At 73.6% G+C, this 19,230-nt stretch carries 14 protein-coding genes; 8 read left to right on the top strand and 6 right to left on the bottom strand.

What is annotated here, in order from left to right:
* Positions 1-73: 73 nt before the first annotated feature.
* Entirely contained in the window at positions 74-610 is a 537-nt protein-coding gene (locus tag ACZ5OX_RS19915) for a hypothetical protein (RefSeq protein ID WP_465631525.1), read from the bottom strand.
* 170 nt (positions 611-780) lie between these two features.
* Here ACZ5OX_RS19915 and ACZ5OX_RS19920 point away from each other — a divergent pair, with 170 nt between their 5' ends.
* The 3 genes from ACZ5OX_RS19920 to ACZ5OX_RS19930 all read left to right on the top strand — a co-directional run bounded on the left by ACZ5OX_RS19920 (position 781) and on the right by ACZ5OX_RS19930 (position 4,954).
* Positions 781-2,283, top strand: a complete 1,503-nt coding sequence (locus ACZ5OX_RS19920) for a BTAD domain-containing putative transcriptional regulator (protein WP_465631527.1) — start codon at positions 781-783, stop codon at positions 2,281-2,283.
* Positions 2,284-2,427: 144 nt separating this feature from the next.
* A complete protein-coding gene (locus ACZ5OX_RS19925; protein WP_465631529.1) occupies positions 2,428-3,795 on the top strand; it encodes a M14 family metallopeptidase in 1,368 nt (455 codons plus the stop codon).
* Positions 3,796-4,171: 376 nt separating this feature from the next.
* A complete protein-coding gene (locus tag ACZ5OX_RS19930; protein ID WP_465631531.1) occupies positions 4,172-4,954 on the top strand; it encodes a ScbR family autoregulator-binding transcription factor in 783 nt (260 codons plus the stop codon).
* Between the two features lie 253 nt (positions 4,955-5,207).
* Here ACZ5OX_RS19930 and ACZ5OX_RS19935 read toward each other — a convergent pair whose 3' ends face one another.
* Positions 5,208-9,221, bottom strand: coding sequence for a DUF7507 domain-containing protein (locus ACZ5OX_RS19935; RefSeq protein WP_465631533.1), 4,014 nt, complete (start codon positions 9,219-9,221; stop codon positions 5,208-5,210).
* Between the two features lie 368 nt (positions 9,222-9,589).
* Here ACZ5OX_RS19935 and ACZ5OX_RS19940 point away from each other — a divergent pair, with 368 nt between their 5' ends.
* Complete coding sequence (locus ACZ5OX_RS19940) at positions 9,590-10,381, top strand: putative protein N(5)-glutamine methyltransferase (protein ID WP_465631535.1); 792 nt, start codon at positions 9,590-9,592, stop codon at positions 10,379-10,381.
* A gap of 79 nt (positions 10,382-10,460) precedes the next feature.
* Here the strand turns inward: ACZ5OX_RS19940 and ACZ5OX_RS19945 are convergent, their stop codons facing one another.
* Complete coding sequence (locus tag ACZ5OX_RS19945; RefSeq protein ID WP_465631536.1) at positions 10,461-10,889, bottom strand: PPOX class F420-dependent oxidoreductase; 429 nt, start codon at positions 10,887-10,889, stop codon at positions 10,461-10,463.
* A 331-nt stretch (positions 10,890-11,220) separates the two neighbouring features.
* Here ACZ5OX_RS19945 and ACZ5OX_RS19950 point away from each other — a divergent pair, with 331 nt between their 5' ends.
* Positions 11,221-11,724 carry a DinB family protein gene (locus tag ACZ5OX_RS19950; protein ID WP_465631537.1) on the top strand — a complete coding sequence of 168 codons (504 nt, stop codon included), beginning with the start codon at positions 11,221-11,223 and terminating at the stop codon, positions 11,722-11,724.
* 63 nt (positions 11,725-11,787) lie between these two features.
* On the opposite strand, the gene ACZ5OX_RS19955 is transcribed toward ACZ5OX_RS19950, so the two are convergent.
* Positions 11,788-13,200 (bottom strand): pyridoxal phosphate-dependent decarboxylase family protein, encoded by a 1,413-nt coding sequence (locus ACZ5OX_RS19955; protein ID WP_465631539.1) that lies wholly within the window; start codon positions 13,198-13,200, stop codon positions 11,788-11,790.
* Between the two features lie 220 nt (positions 13,201-13,420).
* Between ACZ5OX_RS19955 and ACZ5OX_RS19960 the strand changes: the two genes are divergently transcribed.
* From ACZ5OX_RS19960 to ACZ5OX_RS19970, 3 genes are all read left to right on the top strand, one after another.
* On the top strand, positions 13,421-14,833 hold the full coding sequence (locus tag ACZ5OX_RS19960; RefSeq protein WP_465631541.1) for a cytochrome P450: 1,413 nt from the start codon (positions 13,421-13,423) through the stop codon (positions 14,831-14,833).
* Positions 14,834-14,943: 110 nt separating this feature from the next.
* Positions 14,944-15,933, top strand: a complete 990-nt coding sequence (locus ACZ5OX_RS19965; RefSeq protein ID WP_465631542.1) for a terpene synthase family protein — start codon at positions 14,944-14,946, stop codon at positions 15,931-15,933.
* 72 nt (positions 15,934-16,005) lie between these two features.
* Positions 16,006-17,205 carry a cytochrome P450 gene (locus ACZ5OX_RS19970; RefSeq protein WP_465631544.1) on the top strand — a complete coding sequence of 400 codons (1,200 nt, stop codon included), beginning with the start codon at positions 16,006-16,008 and terminating at the stop codon, positions 17,203-17,205.
* Between the two features lie 31 nt (positions 17,206-17,236).
* Here ACZ5OX_RS19970 and ACZ5OX_RS19975 read toward each other — a convergent pair whose 3' ends face one another.
* Together ACZ5OX_RS19975 and ACZ5OX_RS19980 are read right to left on the bottom strand one after the other, a co-directional pair.
* Complete coding sequence (locus ACZ5OX_RS19975; protein ID WP_465631545.1) at positions 17,237-18,535, bottom strand: MFS transporter; 1,299 nt, start codon at positions 18,533-18,535, stop codon at positions 17,237-17,239.
* Positions 18,536-18,572: 37 nt separating this feature from the next.
* Positions 18,573-19,166 carry a helix-turn-helix domain-containing protein gene (locus ACZ5OX_RS19980; protein ID WP_465631547.1) on the bottom strand — a complete coding sequence of 198 codons (594 nt, stop codon included), beginning with the start codon at positions 19,164-19,166 and terminating at the stop codon, positions 18,573-18,575.
* Positions 19,167-19,230: the final 64 nt, after the last annotated feature.

Consider the following 19,230-nt stretch of genomic DNA (forward strand, 5'->3'; position numbering starts at 1 on the left):
TGGGGCCGCAGGACGCGCGGGACGGGCCGTGGCCGATCGGGCCGTGGTCGGTGGCGCCCTGTGGGCCGGCCGGTCAGCCGATCCTCGCGCAGAGCGGTTCGGCGGAGCCCCGCTCGATGCTCAGCGTGCGGTAGCCGGTGGCACTGATGTCGAGGGTGTAGACGCCGTCGACGGTGTAGAGGTCGCGGGGCAGGTTGCCGCCGTCCGGGCCGACGCCGAGCAGGATCGGGCCGTGGGCGTGCCAGGTCTGGGAGTTGTCGGCGCGGTAGTCGACGACGGCCCGGCCGCCGGCGTCCGCGTCGTACGAGGCGCCGGTCGCCGTGTTGGTGAGCCGCAGGACGAGGGCGCCCCGGAAGGCGGCGCGGCGCACGGTGGTGCCGTCCGGGGCGTACTCCAGCACCCGCCGCTGGACCTCGTCGACGACGGGCTCCATGTGCACGGGGAAGTCGCAGCGGGAGCCGGCCGGGAGGTCGAACGCCCGTGTGGGCGAGGGCTCCCACCCGCCCTGACCGGTGACGGCGCCGGCGGGGGCGGCCGCCAGGCCGGTGAGGGTGACGGCGGTGACGGCGGCCAGCGCGGCGGACGCGGCGGTGGGCAGGATTCGGCGCATGATCGGTCCTCCTGGTGAGGTGTCGGGCGTGCGGAGGCCCAGCGTGGCAGGCGCCCCTGACCGGATTCTCACCACGAGCCCGGCACTGCCGCCGCCCGGCGCACGCCGATCGAGATCGTGCCTCCGGAGGTCTCCTCGTACGGCCGTTCGGGGTTCTAGGGTGGGCCGCCATGGAGTTCCGACTGCTCGGATCGTTCGAGGCCGACCACCGGGGTGAGCCCGTCCTGGCCGGCAGCCGCCGCCAGGAGCGGTGCCTGCTGGCCGTCCTCCTGCTGGAGGACGGCCGGGTCGTCAGTACCGACCGGCTGATCGACCTGCTCTGGAGCGGCAACCCGCCCGGCTCGGCCCGCGGCACCGTCCACACGTACATCGGACGGCTGCGGGCCAGGCTGCGCCCGTACGGCGTGGTGATCGAGACCCGGCACGACGGGTACGCCCTCGCTGCCGGTCAACACGCCGTCGACGTAAGGGAGTTCATCGACCTGACCACCCGGGCGGCCGCCACCGGCGACCCCGGCGAACGGCTGCGCTGCCACGACCGGGCGCTCGCGCTCTGGCGTGGGCCGCTGCTCGCGGACGTCGTCGACGAGGCGCTGCGCGGGCGGCTCGGCCGTCGGCTGGCCGAGTTGCGGCTGTCCGCCCTGGAGCAGCGGGCCGAGATCCTGCTCGCCATGGGCCGACACGAACAGGTGCTCGCCGATCTGACGGCACCCAACCTGACCGCAATCGACCAGACCGCACCCGACCTGACCGCACCCGCTCCGGCCGCGCCCGACCCGACCGCGCCCGCCTCGACCGCACCCGCTCCCGCCGCCCCCTCGGCCGGGCCGCAGCCCGCCGCGCCCGCCGAGACCCCGACCGGCCTTCCCGCCGACGACCTGCTGCCCCGCGAGCGCCTCGTCCTCGCCCTGATGACCGCCCTCTACCGGGCCGGTCGGCAGACCGAGGCGCTCGCCCTCTACCGCCGCACCCGGCGCGTGCTGGTGGACGGCCTCGGGGTCGAGCCCGGCGCCGAACTCGCCGCCCTGCACGACCGCATCCTGCGGGCCGACCCCCGGCTGGACCGCCCTCCGGCGCCGCTGTACGCGGTGCGGGTCGGCGACCAGTGGCTGCCGTGGAGCGCGGGCGGCCACCCCGCACTGGAGTTCTGCAACACCTACGCCGGCTGGGGCGCCGAGCCGGGTGCCGCGCCGGCTCCCGGGTCGGACTGGCTGCGCGGCTACCCCACGCTCGCCGTCTGGGCCGGCCACCACGACCTCGCCGACGAACCGGTCGTCGAGGCGTTGCTCCGCGGGGCGGCGGAGCGGTCCGAGGAGGCGGCCGGCGTGCTCGCCGACGCCCGCGCGTTCCGGTCGGCCCTCTACGCGGCCCTGACCGACCCGCAGGACGGCTCCGCCTTCGGTGCGGTGGCGACGGTGGTGCAGGAGGCCGGGCGGTCGGCGGTCTTCACCCGGGGCGAGGACGGCCTGGCGCACTGGCGGCTGCCACCGGCGGCCGGCCTGCGACTGCCGCTGTACGCCGCCGCCCGTTCCGCCGCCGAACTGCTGGCCGACCCACGGCGGTTCACCATCCGCCGCTGTCCCAGCACCGGCTGCGGCTGGCTGTTCCTGGATGCGAGCGGGCGCCGCCGCTGGTGCAGTCTGGCGACCTGTGGGACCCGAGCGGCCTCCTGAGCCTCCTGAGTCGCCCGCGCCGTCCGCCGAGTGCACCCGGACTTTCCGATGCCTTGACGAATCCATGGCATTGACGGACCATCAAGCTGGCGCGCGCCACCTCCTCCACCGTCCCGCCCCCACGGACCCCCCAGGAGGACAGTCATGCGACTGCCCCGCCGAGGGAAGCCCGCCGCGGCCACCGCCGTGTTGCTGGCCCTCGCTCTCGCCGCCCCGCTCACCGCCCAGGCCGCCACCACCGACCGCCCGCCGGCGCCCGCGTCCGTCACGGCCGACAGCGCCGCCGACACCGCGCGGCAGTACCGGCTGGACGGCCCCCGCACCGTCGCCGAGCGCACCGCCGTCGCCGCCACCGGCGCCTCCGTCGACGCCGTCCTGCCCGACGCGGTGGTGGTCACCGCCACCCCCGCCGAGGCCGCCCGGCTGCGCGCGCTCGGCTGGTCGCCCGTCGCGCTGCCCGGCCCCCGATACGGCGCCGAACCCGGGGACGAGGGCCTGGCCGCGCCGGTGTACGACTTCCCGCAGGCCGACGCCGGCTACCACAACTACGCCGAGGCCACCGCCGACATCGACGCGGTGGTCGCCGCGCACCCGGACATCATGAGCAAGCGCGTCATCGGCACCTCCTACGAGGGCCGCCCGATCGTCGCGGTGAAGATCAGTGACAACGTCGGCACCGACGAGGACGAGCCCGAGGTGCTGTTCACCGCCCACCAGCACGCCCGCGAGCACCTCACCGTCGAGATGTCCCTCTACCTGCTGCACGAGTTCGGCGACAAGTACGCCACCGACAGCCGCATCGCCAACGCCGTCAACAGCCGCGAGATCTGGGTGATCCCCGACCTCAACCCGGACGGCGGCGAGTACGACATCGCCACCGGCCGCTACCGCAGCTGGCGCAAGGACCGCCAGCCGAACATCGGCAGCAGCAGCATCGGCACCGACCTCAACCGCAACTGGAACTACAAGTGGGGCTGCTGCGGCGGCTCCTCGGGCTCCACCTCCAGCGAGACCTACCGGGGCAGCGCACCGGAGTCCGCCAAGGAGACCAAGGTGGTCGCCGACTTCGTCCGCAGCCGGGTCGTCGGCGGCAAGCAGCAGATCACCGCCGCCATCGACTTCCACACCTACAGCGAACTCGTGCTCTGGCCGTTCGGCTGGACCACCGCCGACACCACCACCGGCATGACGGCCGACGAGTACAACACCTTCGCCGCCCTCGGCCGCGACATGGCCGCCACCAACGGCTACACGCCCGAGCAGTCGAGCGACCTCTACATCACCGACGGAGCGATCGACGACTGGCTCTGGGGCGCCCAGCGGATCTTCGCCTACACCTTCGAGATGTACCCCGGAGAGACCGGCAGCGGCGGCGGCTTCTACCCGCCCGACGAGGTGATCGGCCGCGAGACCAGCCGCAACCGCGAAGCGGTCCTGCGTCTGGTGGAGACGGCCGACTGCGTCTACCGCGCGATCGGCAAGCAGCAGCAGTACTGCGGCATTCCGGCCTGACCCGGCGCCGCCGGTACGACCCGCTCCGCGCGGGAAGTCGGCCGGTCCGACTTCTCGCGCGGCCTCGGCGGGTTCTCGACCCGGACGGCCTCCCGCGCACGCAGGAGGCCGGCGCGTGTGTACGGGGACGAACACCTGGAAGAAACCCTTCATCCGGATTCCGTGCGGTGCGAGGACGGCGGGCCGGAGATCGAACCGTCGGGCCAGGCCGGCGTGCGTGGTCGCCGAGCAGTTGGCCGAGCAGTTGGCCGGGTCTGACGGAATGTGAGGAAGGCGAGGGGTCGGCGGGATTCACCGACATCGCCTTGTCGGTCGCCCGTGGCGCGCAGCTAAGATACGGGGTGTTTGGTTTTGTTTTCCGGGAGTTCAGGGCGGGGTGGTTTCGGTGGTACGGCAGGAGCGGGCGCTCCGGACTCGTCGGCTGATCCTGGAGGCGGCGGCCTCGGTCTTCGACGAGTTCGGGTACGAGGGCGCGACCATCGGCGAGGTGGTCTCCCGGGCCGGGGTGACGCGTGGCGCGGTGTATTTCCATTTCGCCTCGAAGCGCGATCTGGCGCAGGGCGTGGTGGAGGAGCAGTTCGTCCAGGACGGAGTTCCCGAACGGAGCTGCAAGCTCCAGGAGTTCGTGGACACCGGGATGGCGGTCGCGCACCTGATGCCCCGTGACCCGCTGCTCAGCGCGGGTGCCCGGCTCTCGCTCGGCCAGGACCTCTTCGACGACCTCGGCAGCGGCGCCATCCCCGGCTGGGTCAGCCGGTTCGAGGTGCTGCTGACCGCGGCGGGTGAGCGTGGCGAGCTGCTTCCGCACGTCGTGCCGGCGGACACCGCCTGGCTGCTCGTGGCCGCGTGGACCGGGGTGCAGATCCAGTCCCAGAAGCTCAGCGGCCGGGCGGACCTGGAGTCGCGGGTGTCCGCGCTGTACCAGCACCTGATGCCGAGCATCGCCGTGCCGGGCGTGCTCGGTTCGCTGCAGATGGGGCCCGACCGCGGGGCCCAGGTGGTCGCCGAGGCCGCGGCGGCCCGTGCGGCCGCGGAGGACGGTGGCCCGGCCGTCGACCCGGCCCCGGGCGGTGAGTCGCGCGGTGAGTCGCGCGGTGAGTCGCGCGGAACGGGCGGCCCCGTGCGCGCCGAGGTGCCGACGGAGATCGGCGTCGGCTGACGGCGGCCCATGCCCTCCTGCCCGCAGGACTCCTGACGGGTGCGGGCTGACCGGCGGCGACGGGACCACGGGATCCGTGCGGAGTCACGCCCTTCGCAGTAACAAACAGCACGTTCGGTTTCCTATCGACCCGGACACGGTCGGCGGCTGCGGCTGCCCGACCCCTGCCACGCCGGACCGACAGCGGGCCGCCCCCGGTACCCGAAGGCACCGGGGGCGGCCCGACCGCCGTCACACGGCGGGAGTGTCGGCGTTACGCGACGGGCTGCTTGGCGGCAGCGCGGCGCCGGGACCGGTGGAGCGCCAGACCGCCGAGGGCGATCAGCCCGTCCCCGGCCAGGCTCGCGCTCGCGGCAGGGGTCGGGGAGCCGGTCGTCGGCAGCCCGCCCTTGCCGCCGCCCTGCGGCGGAACCGGGTGGTGACCCGGGTGGCTCGGGCAGCCGTGGCTGCCGCCGCCCTTGTGGTCGTGCCCCTTCGGCGGGCAGGGCGCGACGACGATGCAGAGCTCGACCGGCGGACTCTCCACGACCTCACCCTGCGGGTCGCGGGCGGTGGCCCGGGCGGTGTTGGTGATGCTGCCCGCCTTCGCGTCCTCCTCGGTCACCGTGTAGGTGCCCTGGCAGGTGGTGCTCTCGCCGGGGGCGAGGGTGGTCTGCTCGCAGGTCACGTTCTGGACCCGGTCGTCGTTCACGGCGACGTCGGTCAGCGTGGTGGAGCCGGTGTTGGTCACCGTGTACGTGTAGGTGACGATGTCACCCGGGAACACGGTCCCGTCGGCGTCGGACCGCTTGGTGATGGTCAGCGAGGGCGCGCCGCCGGCCACGACCACCTTGACCGTGGCCTCGGCGGGCGGGCTCTGGACGGGCCGGCCGTGGGGGTCGGTGGCGTTGGCGTGGGCCGTGTTGGTGACGTGTCCGGCCTGGCCGTCGGCCGCGGTGATCACGTAGCTGCCGTGGCAGGTGGTGCTCTGGCCGGGGTCGAGGGAGGTCGCGTCGCAGGTCACCGCGGTGACATGGTCGTCGGTCACCGTGAGGTTGGTGACGGGCGCCGTTCCGGTGTTGGTGACGGTGTAGGTGTAGTGGACGGTGTCACCGACGTGGAAGGGGCCGGCGCTGTCAGCCCTCTTGGTGAGGGTGAGCTGTGCGACGCCGACGACGGGGACGGTGGCTTCGGCCGGCGGGCTCTGCTCGGGTTGGCCTGCGGGGTTGGTACCGGTGGCGACGGCGGTGTTGGTGACGTGGCCGGCGGTCACGTCGGCCGCGGTGATCACGTAGCTGCCGTGGCAGGTGGTGCTCTCGCCGGGGTTGAGGCTGGTCGCGCCACAGGTGACCGAGGTGACGTGGTCGTCGGTCACGGTGAGGTTGTTGACCGCGGCCGTGCCGGTGTTGGTGACGGTGTAGGTGTAGGTGACGGTGTCGCCGAGGTGGAAGGGGCCGACGCTGTCCGGGACCTTGGCGAGGGTCAGTTCCACGACGCCCGCGACCGGGACATCGGCCTCGCCGGGCGGGCTCTGGACCGGCTGGCCCTCCGGACCGGTGCCGTGGGCATGCGCGACGTTGGTCACGTGACCGGCCGTGACGTCGGTCGCGGTGATGACGTAGCTGCCGTGGCAGGTGGTGCTCTGGCCGGGGCTGAGGGTGGTCGCGTTGCAGGTGATCGAGGTGATGTGGTCGTCCGTCACGGTGAGGTTGGTGACGGGCGCGGTGCCGGTGTTGGTGACGGTGTAGGTGTAGTGGACGGTGTCGCCGAGGTGGAAGGGGCCGACGCTGTCCGGGACCTTCGCGAGGCTCAGCTCCGCGACGCCGACGACGGGGACGGTGGCCTCGCCGGGCGGGCTCTGGACCGGCTGGCCCTCGCGCTCGGTGCCGTGGGCGTGCGCGACGTTGGTCACGTGACCGGCCGTGACGTCGGCCGCCGTCACGACGTAGCTGCCGTGGCAGGTCGCGGTCTGGCCGGGGTTGAGGCTGATGGTGTCGCAGGTGATCCCGGTGACGTGGTCGTCGGTCACCGTCAGGTTGTTGACCGCGGCCGTGCCGGTGTTGGTGACGGTGTACGTGTAGTGGACGGTGTCACCCAGGTGGAACGGCCCGGCGCTGTCCGCCTTCTTCGCGAGGCTGAGCTGTGCCACACCCGCCACGGGCAGTGTCACCTCGCGCTGCGGGCTCAGCACCGTGTCGCCCTGCGGGTTGGTGGCGAACGCCTCGGCCGTGTTGGTGATGTGGCCGAGCGCCAGGTCGGCGTCGGTCACCACGTACGTGGAGTGGCAGGTGGTGCTCTGGCCGGGGTTGAGGGTGGTCGCGTCGCAGGTCACAGGTGTGACGTGGTCGTCGGTGACGGCGACGTCGTGGAGCACCGTCGAGCCGGTGTTGGTGACCGTGTAGGTGTAGTGGACGGTGTCACCGACACGGACCGGTCCGAGGGCGTCCGCCTGCTTGGTCAGGTCGATGGAGGACGGCCCGACCACCGTGACCGTGGCCTCGGCCTCCGGCGAGGTGACCGGTTCGCCGTTGGACGTCCCGCCGGCGAAGACGTGGTTGGTGACCTTCCCGTCCTGGGCGTCGGCCGCCGTCACGACGTAGCTGCCGTGGCACTTGGTGCTGTCGCCGGGGCTGCCGCGCGGGGCCAGGGTGGTGGTGTCGCAGGTGATCCCGGTGACCCTGTCGTCCGTCAGCGTGAGGTTGGTGATCTCGGTTCCACCGGTGTTGTTGACCACGTAGGTGTACGGCACGGTGTCACCGACGTGGAACGGCTCCGGCGCGTCGACGTGCTTGATCACCTCGAGCCCCGGTGGCGCCACCACGGGTACGTTCTCCGAGGACGGCGGAGAGGTGACCGGGCCTTCGTCGGTGGTCCCGGTGGCCTGCGCCGTGTTGTCGACGTGGCCGGCGGCGGCGTCCTCGGCGGTGACCAGGTACGTCGCCGTACACGTCACCGTCTCACCGGGGGCCAGGGAGATCACCGGGCAGCTGATCGGCCCGACCTTGGGGTCGTTGACGGCCAGGTTGGTGATCGGCACGTTCCCGGAGTTGGTCACGACGAAGTCGTACTGGACCGGCGTGCCCACCGTGATCAACCCGGGCAGCGGCTGGTGCGCCTGCTTGACCAGGTTCAGCTCGGGCAGCGGCTGGTCGGTGCTGATCACCACGTTGCGGATCAGGTGCACGTCGGTGAACAGTCCGGTGGACCCGGCGAAGCCGAACTTGTACGTCGCGGGCACCGGCTGCGGCGCGGGCGTCTGGATCACCTGGTGCGGGCCGGTGCCGTCGTTGAAGTCGACGGAGACGGTGAGCACCGGCGAGGGCGCCGGCGTCAGGTGCACGTTCACCCGGCGGCGCGAGGGCTCCAGCAGGGTCTGCGCCTGGTCCGGCGTCACACCGGGCGGCAGCGAGGTGAGCGGGCCCTGGAGGGTGCCGGGCAGGGTGGAGGGCCACGGGCCGGTGGTGGTGAAGTTGCTGGTCGTCGCGGTCAGGAAGCAGTAGCCGAGGACGCCGTTGCCCGGCCCGCGGACGGTGACCATGTTGGCGCCCGGCGCGGGGATGCGGAAGCCCGTACCGGCGGGGGAGCGCTGGGAGCAGCCGTTGCCGCGCTGCTCCCAGTCGCCGAAGTAGTTGCCGAGCACGTCGAGCCCGACGCCCAGGTACCCGCTGTCGACGCCGGGCAGGAAGGTGAGGTTCGGGTTGTCGTCGGGAAGCTTCTGGGCGTAGCCGAGGCTGCCGCCGAAGGCGCCGGGGTGCTTGAGGGAGACATCGCCGTTGACCAGGAAGAAGGAGATGCCGTCGGCCGGGGTGGCCGGTGTGGTGCTGCCGTACTGCCACTGGTCGAAGGACACGTCCAGGCCGTTGCCGGCCGGCAGGGCCTGGTCGAAGAGGACCGCGCCGCTCTGGTCGTTGCCGGCATCGGTGATCCGCAGGTATCCGAGGGGGGCGCTGTCCAGCGGGGGCACCGGGCCGATCTCGGGGACGGGGCAGCCGCCGAGCGGGCGACCGTCCGGCCCGATCGTCGAGACGGGCGCACCGGTGAGGCAGGCGGAGCCGACGGCGACGAACCGCGGGTCGGCGGTCGCACCGGTGAACGTCTCGTGGAGCAGCGGAGTACCGGTGGCCCGGACCCGCTCCGGCAGCGGCGCGGCGAGGTGGTGTGCGGGGGCGACGGCCTGGGCGAGTGAGGCGGTGAGGCCGGCGCCGACCAGGCCCAGGGTGGCCGCGGCGCTGATGAAGCGGGCCGTTCTGGCACGAAGCCGTGACGGTCCGCGGGAATGTCTCGTCATGCCGTTAATATGCGCGGAAACTACGCACCGTTATCACTGAAGTACTGTCAGTGGAGCTATCCAACCGCTCGGACGAGCGAGTCGGAGGGGGTGGCCCGATGGTTCACGGGGTGTCAGGGCGGCCCAGGGCCTTCCAGAATCATTCCCATGATCCTCGCTCGGTGGATGCGGTAAGGTGGCCGACGTCGATCGTGACCGCGACTCAGGAGGTGAGACCCATCAACGGAATGTCCGAGCGGGTGCTCCCGGAGCGCGGCCGTGCGGGCGCCGTCCGCGCATAGCGCGGTCGGTGCGCCGACGCGGTGTCGGCCCTCGCGGGAGCCCCTGACGGAGTCGTCAGCCCTCCCGTCTCCCCCCAAGGGGTTCTCTTGCCGGTCTGTCCTTCCGCCTCCCTCCGTTCCTCGGTGGTCTCCCGGCTGCGCGCCGCCGGGTGCGTGTTCGCCGAGGACGAGGCGCGGATCCTGCTCTCCGCCGCCGCCTCGCCCGCCGACCTGGCCGCCATGGTCCGCTCCCGCGCCGACGGGCGGCCGCTCGAACACGTCGTCGGCTGGGCCGAGTTCGCCGGTCTGCGGATCGCCGTCGACCCGGGCGTCTTCGTCCCGCGCCGCCGCAGCGAGTTCCTGGCCGCCACCGCCACCGCGCTGACCGCGCCGGGCGCGGTGGTGCTCGACCTGTGCTGCGGCAGCGGCGCGTTGGGCGCCGCGGTGGCGGCCGCGGCGGCGCACCCGGTCGAGCTGTACGCGGCCGACATCGACCCGGGCGCGGTCCGCTGCGCCCGCCGCAACCTGGCCGGCGTCGCGGCGGGCGTCTTCGAGGGCGACCTGTTCGCCGCCCTGCCCGCGGACCTGCGCGGCAGTGTGGACGTGCTGATCGCCAACGTCCCGTACGTCCCGACCGGGGACATCGGCCTGCTGCCGCCCGAGGCGCGGCTGCACGAGGCCCGGCCCGCGCTGGACGGCGGGGCGGACGGGCTGGACGTGCTGCGGCGGGTGGTCGCCGAGGCGCCGCGGTGGCTGGCGCCCGGCGGGTCGCTGCTGTTCGAGACCAGCGAGCGGCAGGCGCCGACGGCCCTCGCGGTGACCGGAGCGGCCGGGCTGGCGGCGGTCGAGCAGTGGCAGGAGGACCTGGACGCCACCGTGGTCTCCGCGACGCTGCGCTGAACCGCCGGTCGGCGCAGGGGACTTCGAGGGCCGGAGCCGGCCACCGCACCCCCGTGGCGGTGGCCGGCTCCGGAGCCGGTCAGATGTGGGCGCCGTACACGTGGTCGACCGGGATGGTGAGGAGCACCCGGCGGTCGGAGATCATCGCCTCGCGGTACTCCGCCCAGTCCGGGTGCTCCCCGGCGGCGCGGCGGTAGTAGTTCACCAGCGCCTCGACCTCCGGCCCGTCGGGGTCGGTGCCCGGGCCGGTCAGGGTGGCCACGCCCTCGGCGGTGGCCCAGGAGCGGCCGTCCGGCCCGGTCACCTCCAGGCTGGCCCGCGGGTCCCGGCGCAGGTTGGCGGTCTTGGCCCGCCCCTCCTGGGTGGAGATCAGGACGGCGTTCGCCGCCCGGTCGTAGAACGGCAGGACGGGGGAGAGCTGCGGCCGGCCGTCCGCCTTGATGGTGGCGAGGATGCCGAGGCGGCTCTGCTCGAGCAGCGCGTACGGGTCGAAAGGAGTGGCGGTCATGGGAGCATCATCGGCCTTCACACCGGTGTGAGGGCAAGGTCCGCCACGCGTGTTGGGCGAGGAGGCCCCGCATGACGGCACGGGCCGGCCGGGTCGGTGCGGGCCGGCCGGGTCGGTGCGGGAGGCCGGGAATCCGCCGCGACGTCCGGCGCGAGCCGCTGGGGTCGGGCGTGAGAGCGGTGTCGCGCACGCGGAGTTCATGGACGGGCTGACCGACCGCGCGGGCGGCGTCTACGGGCAGGGGGCGCACCCGTGATCCCGGACGGCCGGGGGCGGTGGCCGTAGCCGCTCCCGGAACGGGTTGTCGGTGGCGGCTGGTACGGTCCCGCGCATGAGCAACAGTGTGCCCTTCACGGGCGAGGAGAAGGAAATCCTTCATGCGGCGCTGGACCGGCACCGCGACGCGGTGCTGTGGAAGCTGGAGGGGCTGGACGACGAGCAGTTGCGCCGTCCGATGACGCCCTCCGGGACGAACCTGCTGGGGCTGGTGAAGCACCTCGGCGGTGCCGAACTCGGCTGGTTCCGGGAGACGTTCGGCCGGGAGACGGGCCCGCTGCCGTTCGACATCGACGCCGACGACGAGTCCGACATGCGGGTGGAGCCGCACGAGTCGACGGCGGACGTGCTGGCCTTCTACGCGCGGGCCCGGGCCGGCGCCGACGAGGCGATCCGGGAGCTCGCGCTGGACGACCTCGGCACCTCCTGGTCGGGCAACACCGTCTCGCTGCGCTGGGTGCTGGTCCACATGGCCACGGAGACGGCGCGGCACACCGGGCACATGGACATCCTGCGCGAACTGATCGACGGCGGGACGGGGGACCACGACCGGCGCTGACGGCTCGTCGGGGCTCCCGTTCGGCCTTTCCCCGGGTTCGAGCAGGGCACCCCGGTCCGGCGCTCAGGCCGTCGCCTTCCGGAAGGCCCGGGCCAGCGCCCGTGCCGTCCGCCGGACGTCCGTCTCGGTGGTGCGCCAGTTGCTGAACGCCGCGCGCAGGGCGGGCTGCCCCGCGTAGTGGGTGGGGGTGAGGAAGGCCTCCTCGGCCAGCTCGGCGGCGAGTTCGGCCAGCCGCTCCGGGGTCGGGTCCGCCGCCAGCGTGAAGCAGACCACGTTCAGCCGCACCGGCGCGAGCAGTTCCAGGCCGTCGATCCGGGCCACCTCCGCGCCGAGCGCCCGGGCACCGGCGACGCAGCGCTCCACGATCTCCCGGTGCCCGGCGCGGCCGTACGCCCGCAGGGTGAACCAGGCGGCGAGGGCGCGCAGTCGGTGGGAGTTCTCCGGCGTCAGGTGGACCAGGTCCGGGTGCTCGCCGAGAGGCCCGAGGTAGGCGGCGGTGTTCCGGAAGACCCTGGCCTGGAGGTCCGGGCGGCGGGTGAACTGCACGGCGCTGTCGTACGGCACGTTGAGCCACTTGTGCAGGTCGACGCAGACCGAGTCGGCGAGGTCCAGGCCCGCCACCAGCTCCGCGTGCTCCGGCGACAGCGCGGCGAAGGCGCCGAAGGCGGCGTCCACGTGCAGCCAGAACCCGTACCGCTCGCGGAGCGCGGCGATCGCCCGCAGGTCGTCGAAGTCGACGGTGTTGACCGTCCCGGCGTTGGCCACCACCACGCACGGCCCGTCCGCCTCGGCCAGCGCCCGCTCCAGCGCCGCCACGTCCACCGCCTCCCGGCCCGGCAGGACGGGCACCGCCCGCAGCGCCGCGCGGCCCAGGCCCAGCACCGACAGCGCCTTGGCGACGCTGGAGTGCGCGCTGCCGGACAGCACCCGCACCGGCCCCAGCGCGCCGGCGCCGTCCTCGGCGACGTCCACGCCGAGCCGCTCGCCCAGCCACTCGCGGGCGACCGCCAGCCCCACCGTGTTCGACATCGCCGCGCCGCTCACGAAGGTGCCGTGGTGCGCCGCCGACAGGCCGAACAGCTCGCGCAGCCAGCCGACCGTCTCCCGTTCCAGCTGCTGACCGGCGGGATCCAGCGAGGAGTTGGAGTTCTGGTCCACGGCCGAGGTCAGCCAGTCGCCGGCGAGTGCCGCCGGTGTCGCCCCGCCCGTCACGAACCCGAAGTAGCGCGGCCCGGCGCTCGCCGACAGCCGGGGCTCCCAGCGCCGCTCGAACTCCGCCAGGGCGGCGCGCACCCCGCCGCCCTCGGTGGCGAGCGGGGTGACGGTGGGAGGTTGCGTCGGCTCGGCCTCGGGCCGTTCGGGCCGGGCGACCACGGGCCGCTCGTCGAGGCCGGCCAGGAAGGCGAGCGCGTGCCGCCGGGCCTCCTCCAGGATCTCGGGCAACCGGCCCAGATCGGCGGCGAGTTCGGGGTGCATGGCGTTTCTCCGTCGGTCGGTCGGGCGGTGTGCTGGAGGCTAGCCGCCGGGGCGGGCGGCGTCCCGGTCCAATCCGGTGCGGGTGGCCTGAAACCTTCGACAGGTGGGGGGGAATTCACGCCGCTCGGCTCAAAACCACCCCGGCAGTCGCAATTCCAGCCGGTCCCTTGACCTCTCCGGAGGTGGCGAACGATGATCACCGTGCACCGCGAGCGAGTGAATGTTCCATTGTCCGACGGGCTTTCGATCCCAGGCTTCAGGGAGGTGCAGGGCTGTGCGTTCCACCACCGCTCCCGTGGCGGCGCCCGTGGCACAGGGGCGCGTTCCACTACTCGGTCACCTGCCGCAGCTGGCCGTCAGACGGGTCGAGTTCCTGCAGTCGATCAGGGCGCAGGGCGGCATCGTCAGGATATTCCTCGGGAATCGCCCGGTGTTCGTCCTGAACTCGCCGGAGGCCGTCCACGAGGTTCTCCTGACACAGAGCCGGAAGTTCGGCAAAGGGCTGCTGTTCGACGTCGCACGGCCTTTCATCGGCAACGGCATCATCACCTCCGAGCGGGATTTCCACATCCGCCAACGGCGGGCGCTCCAGCCGGCTTTCCACCGGGACAGCATCGCCGCGTGCGTCGGCACGATGACCGACCTCGCCGAGGAGCAGGTGTCGGCCTGGCGCACCGGCGAGGTGATCGCCATGGACCTGGTGCTGCGCCGGATGATGACGGCCATGCTCGTGGCGACGCTGTTCAGCACCGAACGCCCGGACGGCGCCGCGGCCGTCGCCGAGCTGGGGGAACGCGTCGCCGAGCACCTGACCACGGTGATGCGAGGGGTCTTCGTGGGCACCCTGCTGCCCGCTCCGATCGCCTCCTCACCCGCGCTGGGGCACCGCAGGTACCTGGCCGCCGCCGAGGCGCTGCGCGAACTCGCGGACACCGCCGTCCGGCAGGCCCGGCACGACCCCGACGACCGCGGCGACCTGCTGTCGATCATGTTCGCCGGCACCCCGGGCAAGCCCGAGGGGATGACCGACCTGGAAGCCCGCGACGAACTGCTCTCCCTGCTGATGGCGGGGGCGGAGACCACGTCCACCACCCTGGCCTGGGCGCTCCACGAGCTCGGCCGGCGCCGGGACCTCGCCGAACGGATGAAGGCCGAGTGCGACGCGTTGCCCGCCGGCGCCCTGCCCGGCCCGGCGACGCTCCCGTTCACCGACCGCTTCCTGCGCGAGGTGCTCCGGCTGCACCAGCCCAGCTGGCTGCTCATGCGGCGCGCCCTGGAACCGGCGCGGGTCTGCGGGGTCGACCTCCCGCGCGGGGCCGAGCTGATCTACAGCGCGCTGACGATGCACCGGGACCCGGCGTACTACCCGGACCCGCTGCGGTTCGACCCGGACCGTTGGCTCGTCCGCCCGGAGAAGGACCTGCCGCCGGGCGCCTACGTCCCGTTCGCCCTGGGCAACCGGAAGTGCATCGGGGACCACTTCGCGATGACCGAGATGCTGGTCGTCCTGCGGTCGATCGTCTCCCGGTGGCGTCCGCGGCCGGTCGCGGGGCACCGGGTCCGGCCGGTGGTCCAGGCGCTGATCCGGCCCAACGCGCTGCCCATGCGCGTCTCGCCCTGGCCGGCCGGCTGAACCGTTCCCGTTCCGACCGGTCCCGTCCCGACCGGTCCACCGGCCCCGTCCCGACCGGCCGGCTCCGTCCCCGGGGCCGACCGGTCCCCTTCCCGGAGGTGCGCCACACCATGACATCGACGGCAGAGCCCCTGTCCCCGGACCAGGAGGCGCCGGCCCAGGCCGCGGACCTCGACTCCCTTCCCTTCCCGCCCCGGATCAGCCCGGACTTCCGGGACGCCCACGACCGCCACCTCGCCTGGCCGGAGTCCTTCGGCTTCCTGTCCACCGAAGCGGAGCGGGCCCACCACCTGAAGGGTCAGTTCCCGCTGATCGCGGCCATGTTCTACCCGAACGCGACCGGGAGCGAACTGGACCTCGGCGTCGACCAGCAGAGCTGGTACTTCCTGTTCGACGACGCGCTCGACGAACAGTGGGGCGCCTCGCCCGAGCGGGTCCGCCACCTGGTCGGACTCGTCCGGGAGGGCGTCACCGGCGAGGCGTCACCGCTGCCGCTGGCCGCCGCCTTCGCCGACATGCGCCGCCGCAGCTGCCGGGGCATGCCGGAAGACTGGATCCGGCGGTCCGCGGTCCACTGGTCCTCCTACCTGGAGCACCACGTCCACGAGGCGCGCAGCCGACAGTCCGGAGCGCCGCTGCCGCTGAGCACCTACCTGCGGGTCCGGCGCCACACCATCGGGGTCGCACCGGTCATCGACCTCGCCGAGCGGCTGTCCTCCTGCGTCCTGCCCGACCACCTGTACGCGCTGCCGCACCTGTCGGTCATGCGCGAGATGACGAAGACCTTCATCATCTGCGACAACGACATCGTCTCCCTGGAGAAGGACGCGGCCCAGGGGGAGCAGAACAACCTGGTGCTCTGCCTGGAACGGGAACACGGCCTCACCCGGCAGGACGCGGTGGACCGGGCGCTGCGCCGCCGCAGCGAAGCCCTGGAGCTGTTCACCGGCGCCCACCGGGCCCTGCTCGACGCCACGGCGGCCGGCCGCCTCGACCCGGCCGAACGCGACCTGCTGCGGCGCTACTGCACCGAGACGCTGCAGACCACCATCCGCGGCGCCTACGACTGGCACCACGCCTCCACCCGCTACCACGGGTGAGGCCCCACCGTTCCACGACCCGCGTTCCACGACCCGCGTTCCCCGGACCGATCCAGCTGAGGAGCCCGCACCATGCCCGACCGCCGCTCGGCGTCCTTCGTCGCCTCCGAACGGGACCGGACCTGCCCGTTCGACCCGTCGCCCGACCTCCGCCGGATGCGCGAGGAGGACGGCCTGCCGCGCCTGCGGGTGACCCACCCGGTGCGCGGCGACATCGAGGCCGTCGTCATCACCAGGTACGGCGACGTCCGGGCGGCGTTCGCGGACGAGCGCCTGGTGACGGGCAACGGCATCGACCCCTCGCTGCCGCGCACCCTGTTCAACCACCCGGGCTTCCTGCCCGCCTACAGCGGCCAGGAGCACAGCCGCCTGCGCCGGATGCTCACCGGCAGCTTCACCGTCCGTCAGGTCGAGCGGCTGCGCCCCGCGATCGAGACGATCGTCGCCGACCACCTCGACGCCATGGCGCAGCGCGGGCCGGTGGCCGACCTGGTCGAGGACTTCGCCCTGCCCATCCCCTCGCTGGCGATCTGCGAACTGCTCGACGTCCCGTACGGGACCCGGGCGATGTTCCAGCGCTGCTCCCAGGTGATCATGGACGGGACCGCCGACGCCGGGCAACTGGTCGCCGCATCGGCCGAGTTGAACACGGCCATGGCGGAGATCGTCGCCCACAACCGGGCCACGCCCGGGGACGGCGTGCTGGGTGAGGTGGTGCGGCAGCACGGCGCGGAGCTCACCGACGAGGAGCTCGTCGGCTTCGGCACCACCCTGCTGGTCGGAGGGCACGAGACCACCGCGACGATGCTCGCCCTGAGCGTGCTGGCCCTGCTCCGCCACCCGGAGCAGCTCGCCGCGCTGCGCGACGACCCCGAGGTCACCGGCCCGGCCGTGGAGGAACTGCTGCGCCATCTCGCCATCCCCGCACCGCTCCTGCGCACCGCCGTGGCCGACGTCGAGGTCAACGGCCACCGGATCGCCGCGGGCGAGCACGTGCTGCTCTCCCCGCTGACCGCGAACCGCGACCCCGAACTCGTCCCCGAGCGCCCGGACGACCTCGACCTGCGCCGACGCCCGGTCGCCCAGCTGTCCTTCGGCTTCGGCGCCCACCAGTGCCTCGGGCAGCAACTGGCCCGGCTGGAACTGAAGGTGGCGCTGCCGGCCCTGCTGCGGCGCTTCCCCGCCCTGCGGCTCGCCGTCCCCGAGTCCGACCTCCGCTTCCGCGAGGGCTCGACGGTCTACGGCGTCGAGGCGCTCCCGGTCGCCTGGTAGCGGGTTCGTCGCGCAGGCCCGGCGGGGGACCTCAGCGGGCGGTAGCGCGCGGGAGTTCGGCGCGGCGGACCGCCGGGGAGGCGAGGGCCAGCGCGGCGCCGAGGCAGGAGAGGGCGCCGCAGCCGACGAAGACCGGGGCGGTGCCCCAGGCACCGATGGCGGCGCCGACCAGCGGATAGCTGAGCGGGGCGAGGCCGACCATGGTGAGCATCGTGACGGAGGTGACCCGGCCCAGGTAGGCCGGGTCGGCGGTGGTCTGGATCAGGGCGCCGTCCAGGCTGCCGAAGACGCCGGCACCCAGGCCCACCAGGGCGGCGAGGACGGCCGCCGTCCACAGCTGCGGCACGAGCGCCATGACCGCCGCACCGACGCTGCCCGCCAGCAGGGTGGCGGCCATGGTCAGGCCGGCCCGGGGAAGGCGCCCGACGACGGCCAGCAGCGCGGCGCTCGCGGCGGCCCCGGCGCCGAAGCAGCCGACGATCCAGCCGTAGCCGGACGGGCCCCAGCCGCGCTCGGCGTTGAGCAGCACCATGCCGACGTTGAGGGTGCCGGTGAGACCGAGTTCGCAGACGGCTCCGGCGGCGACCAGCGGGCCGAGCAGGGGGTGGCGGCGGATGTAGCGCAGCCCGTCGAGCAGGTCGGCGCGCGGGGTGCCGCGCCGGGGCGCGGCGGCGTCCGGACGTGCGTTGTCCGGGTGTTCGTCGTCTGACGGGGCTTCGAGCGGGCTGATCCGGACGGAGAGCAGGAGCGGCAGTGAGAGCGCGAACAGCAGTCCTGCGGTCGCGAAGGCGGCGGCCGGGCCACCCAGGCCCATGGCCAGGCCGCCCAGCGGCGGTCCGGCGATCTGGCCGAGGCGCATCGCCAGCGAGCGCAGGCCGGTGACCCTGGCCAGCTGGTCGGCGCGGGTGATCCGGGGCGGCAGGGCGCCGACGGCGGGGACGAACAGGGCGTCCACGCCACCGAAGACCAGCGCCACCGCGACCAGCAGCCAGAGCGCGGGCGTGGTCAGCGCGATGGCGGCGGCCACCGAGAGGATCAGCAGACAGCGCAGGGCGTCGCTGCCGAGGATCACCCGGCGCGGGTCGAGCCGGTCGGCCAGGACGCCGCCGCCGAGCATGAGCAGGGCGCGCGGGGCGGCGCCCGCGGCCATGACCAGGCCGACCTCGGTGGGCCCGGCGGACCGCTGGGCGGCCCAGGCGAGGGCGGCGAAGTAGACGCTGTCGCCGATCAGGGAGGCGGTGTACGCGGCGAGCCAGCGCAGCACGTTGCCGTCGCGGTGGGCGGGCGGTGCGGCGCTCGCGCGGGGAAGGGTCGGTTCCGCGAGGGTCATCCGGGACTCCGGCGGTCGGGACACGGCGGCGCCGGTGTCAGGGGCGGAAGGGGAACCCGTACAGGTGGACGGACACGTGCTCGCGGCCGACGGTGTCGCCGGCCGTCCTCGCGGCCTTGCCGCGCTCCCGCCAGCGGCGCGAGAGCGCCTGCAACTCCTCGTTCAGCTCGGCGAGTTCGGGCGCGGTGAGATCGAGCATCCACTCGGAGCTGAACGCCGCGTCCGCCCACTCCCGGCCCCAGGCGGCGCGCTGGTCGAGGTAGGCGCGGTACTGGGCGGAGCGGGAGTCGACCACGCCCTTGGTCACCGCGTTGACGGCGGCGGCGCCCTCGGGCGTGCCGGCGAGCTCGGACTCCCGGAAGCCCCAGCCCTCCTCGGAGGCGACCTGCCACCAGCGCTCCCGGCCGTCGGTGCTCCGGCCGCTCGCCTCGGTGACGAAACCCTGCTCGGCGAGCTTGCGCAGGTGGTAGCTGACCAGGGAGGGCGCCTGGTCGACCTGCTCGGCGAGCTGGGAGGCGGTCGCGCTGCCGGCGGCGTAGAGCAGGCGGTAGAGCTGCACCCGCAGCGGGTTGGTGAACGCCTTCAGGCGGGACAGGTCGGTGATCCGGTCGGGCCGGGGCTCTTCGGGCATGCTTCGACGATAGATCTGAAAGAAAAATTGCGCAACGAAAATTTCTGGTCTGGGGCGTGGGGCG

The organism is Kitasatospora sp. NPDC032121 (genome assembly GCF_055580145.1).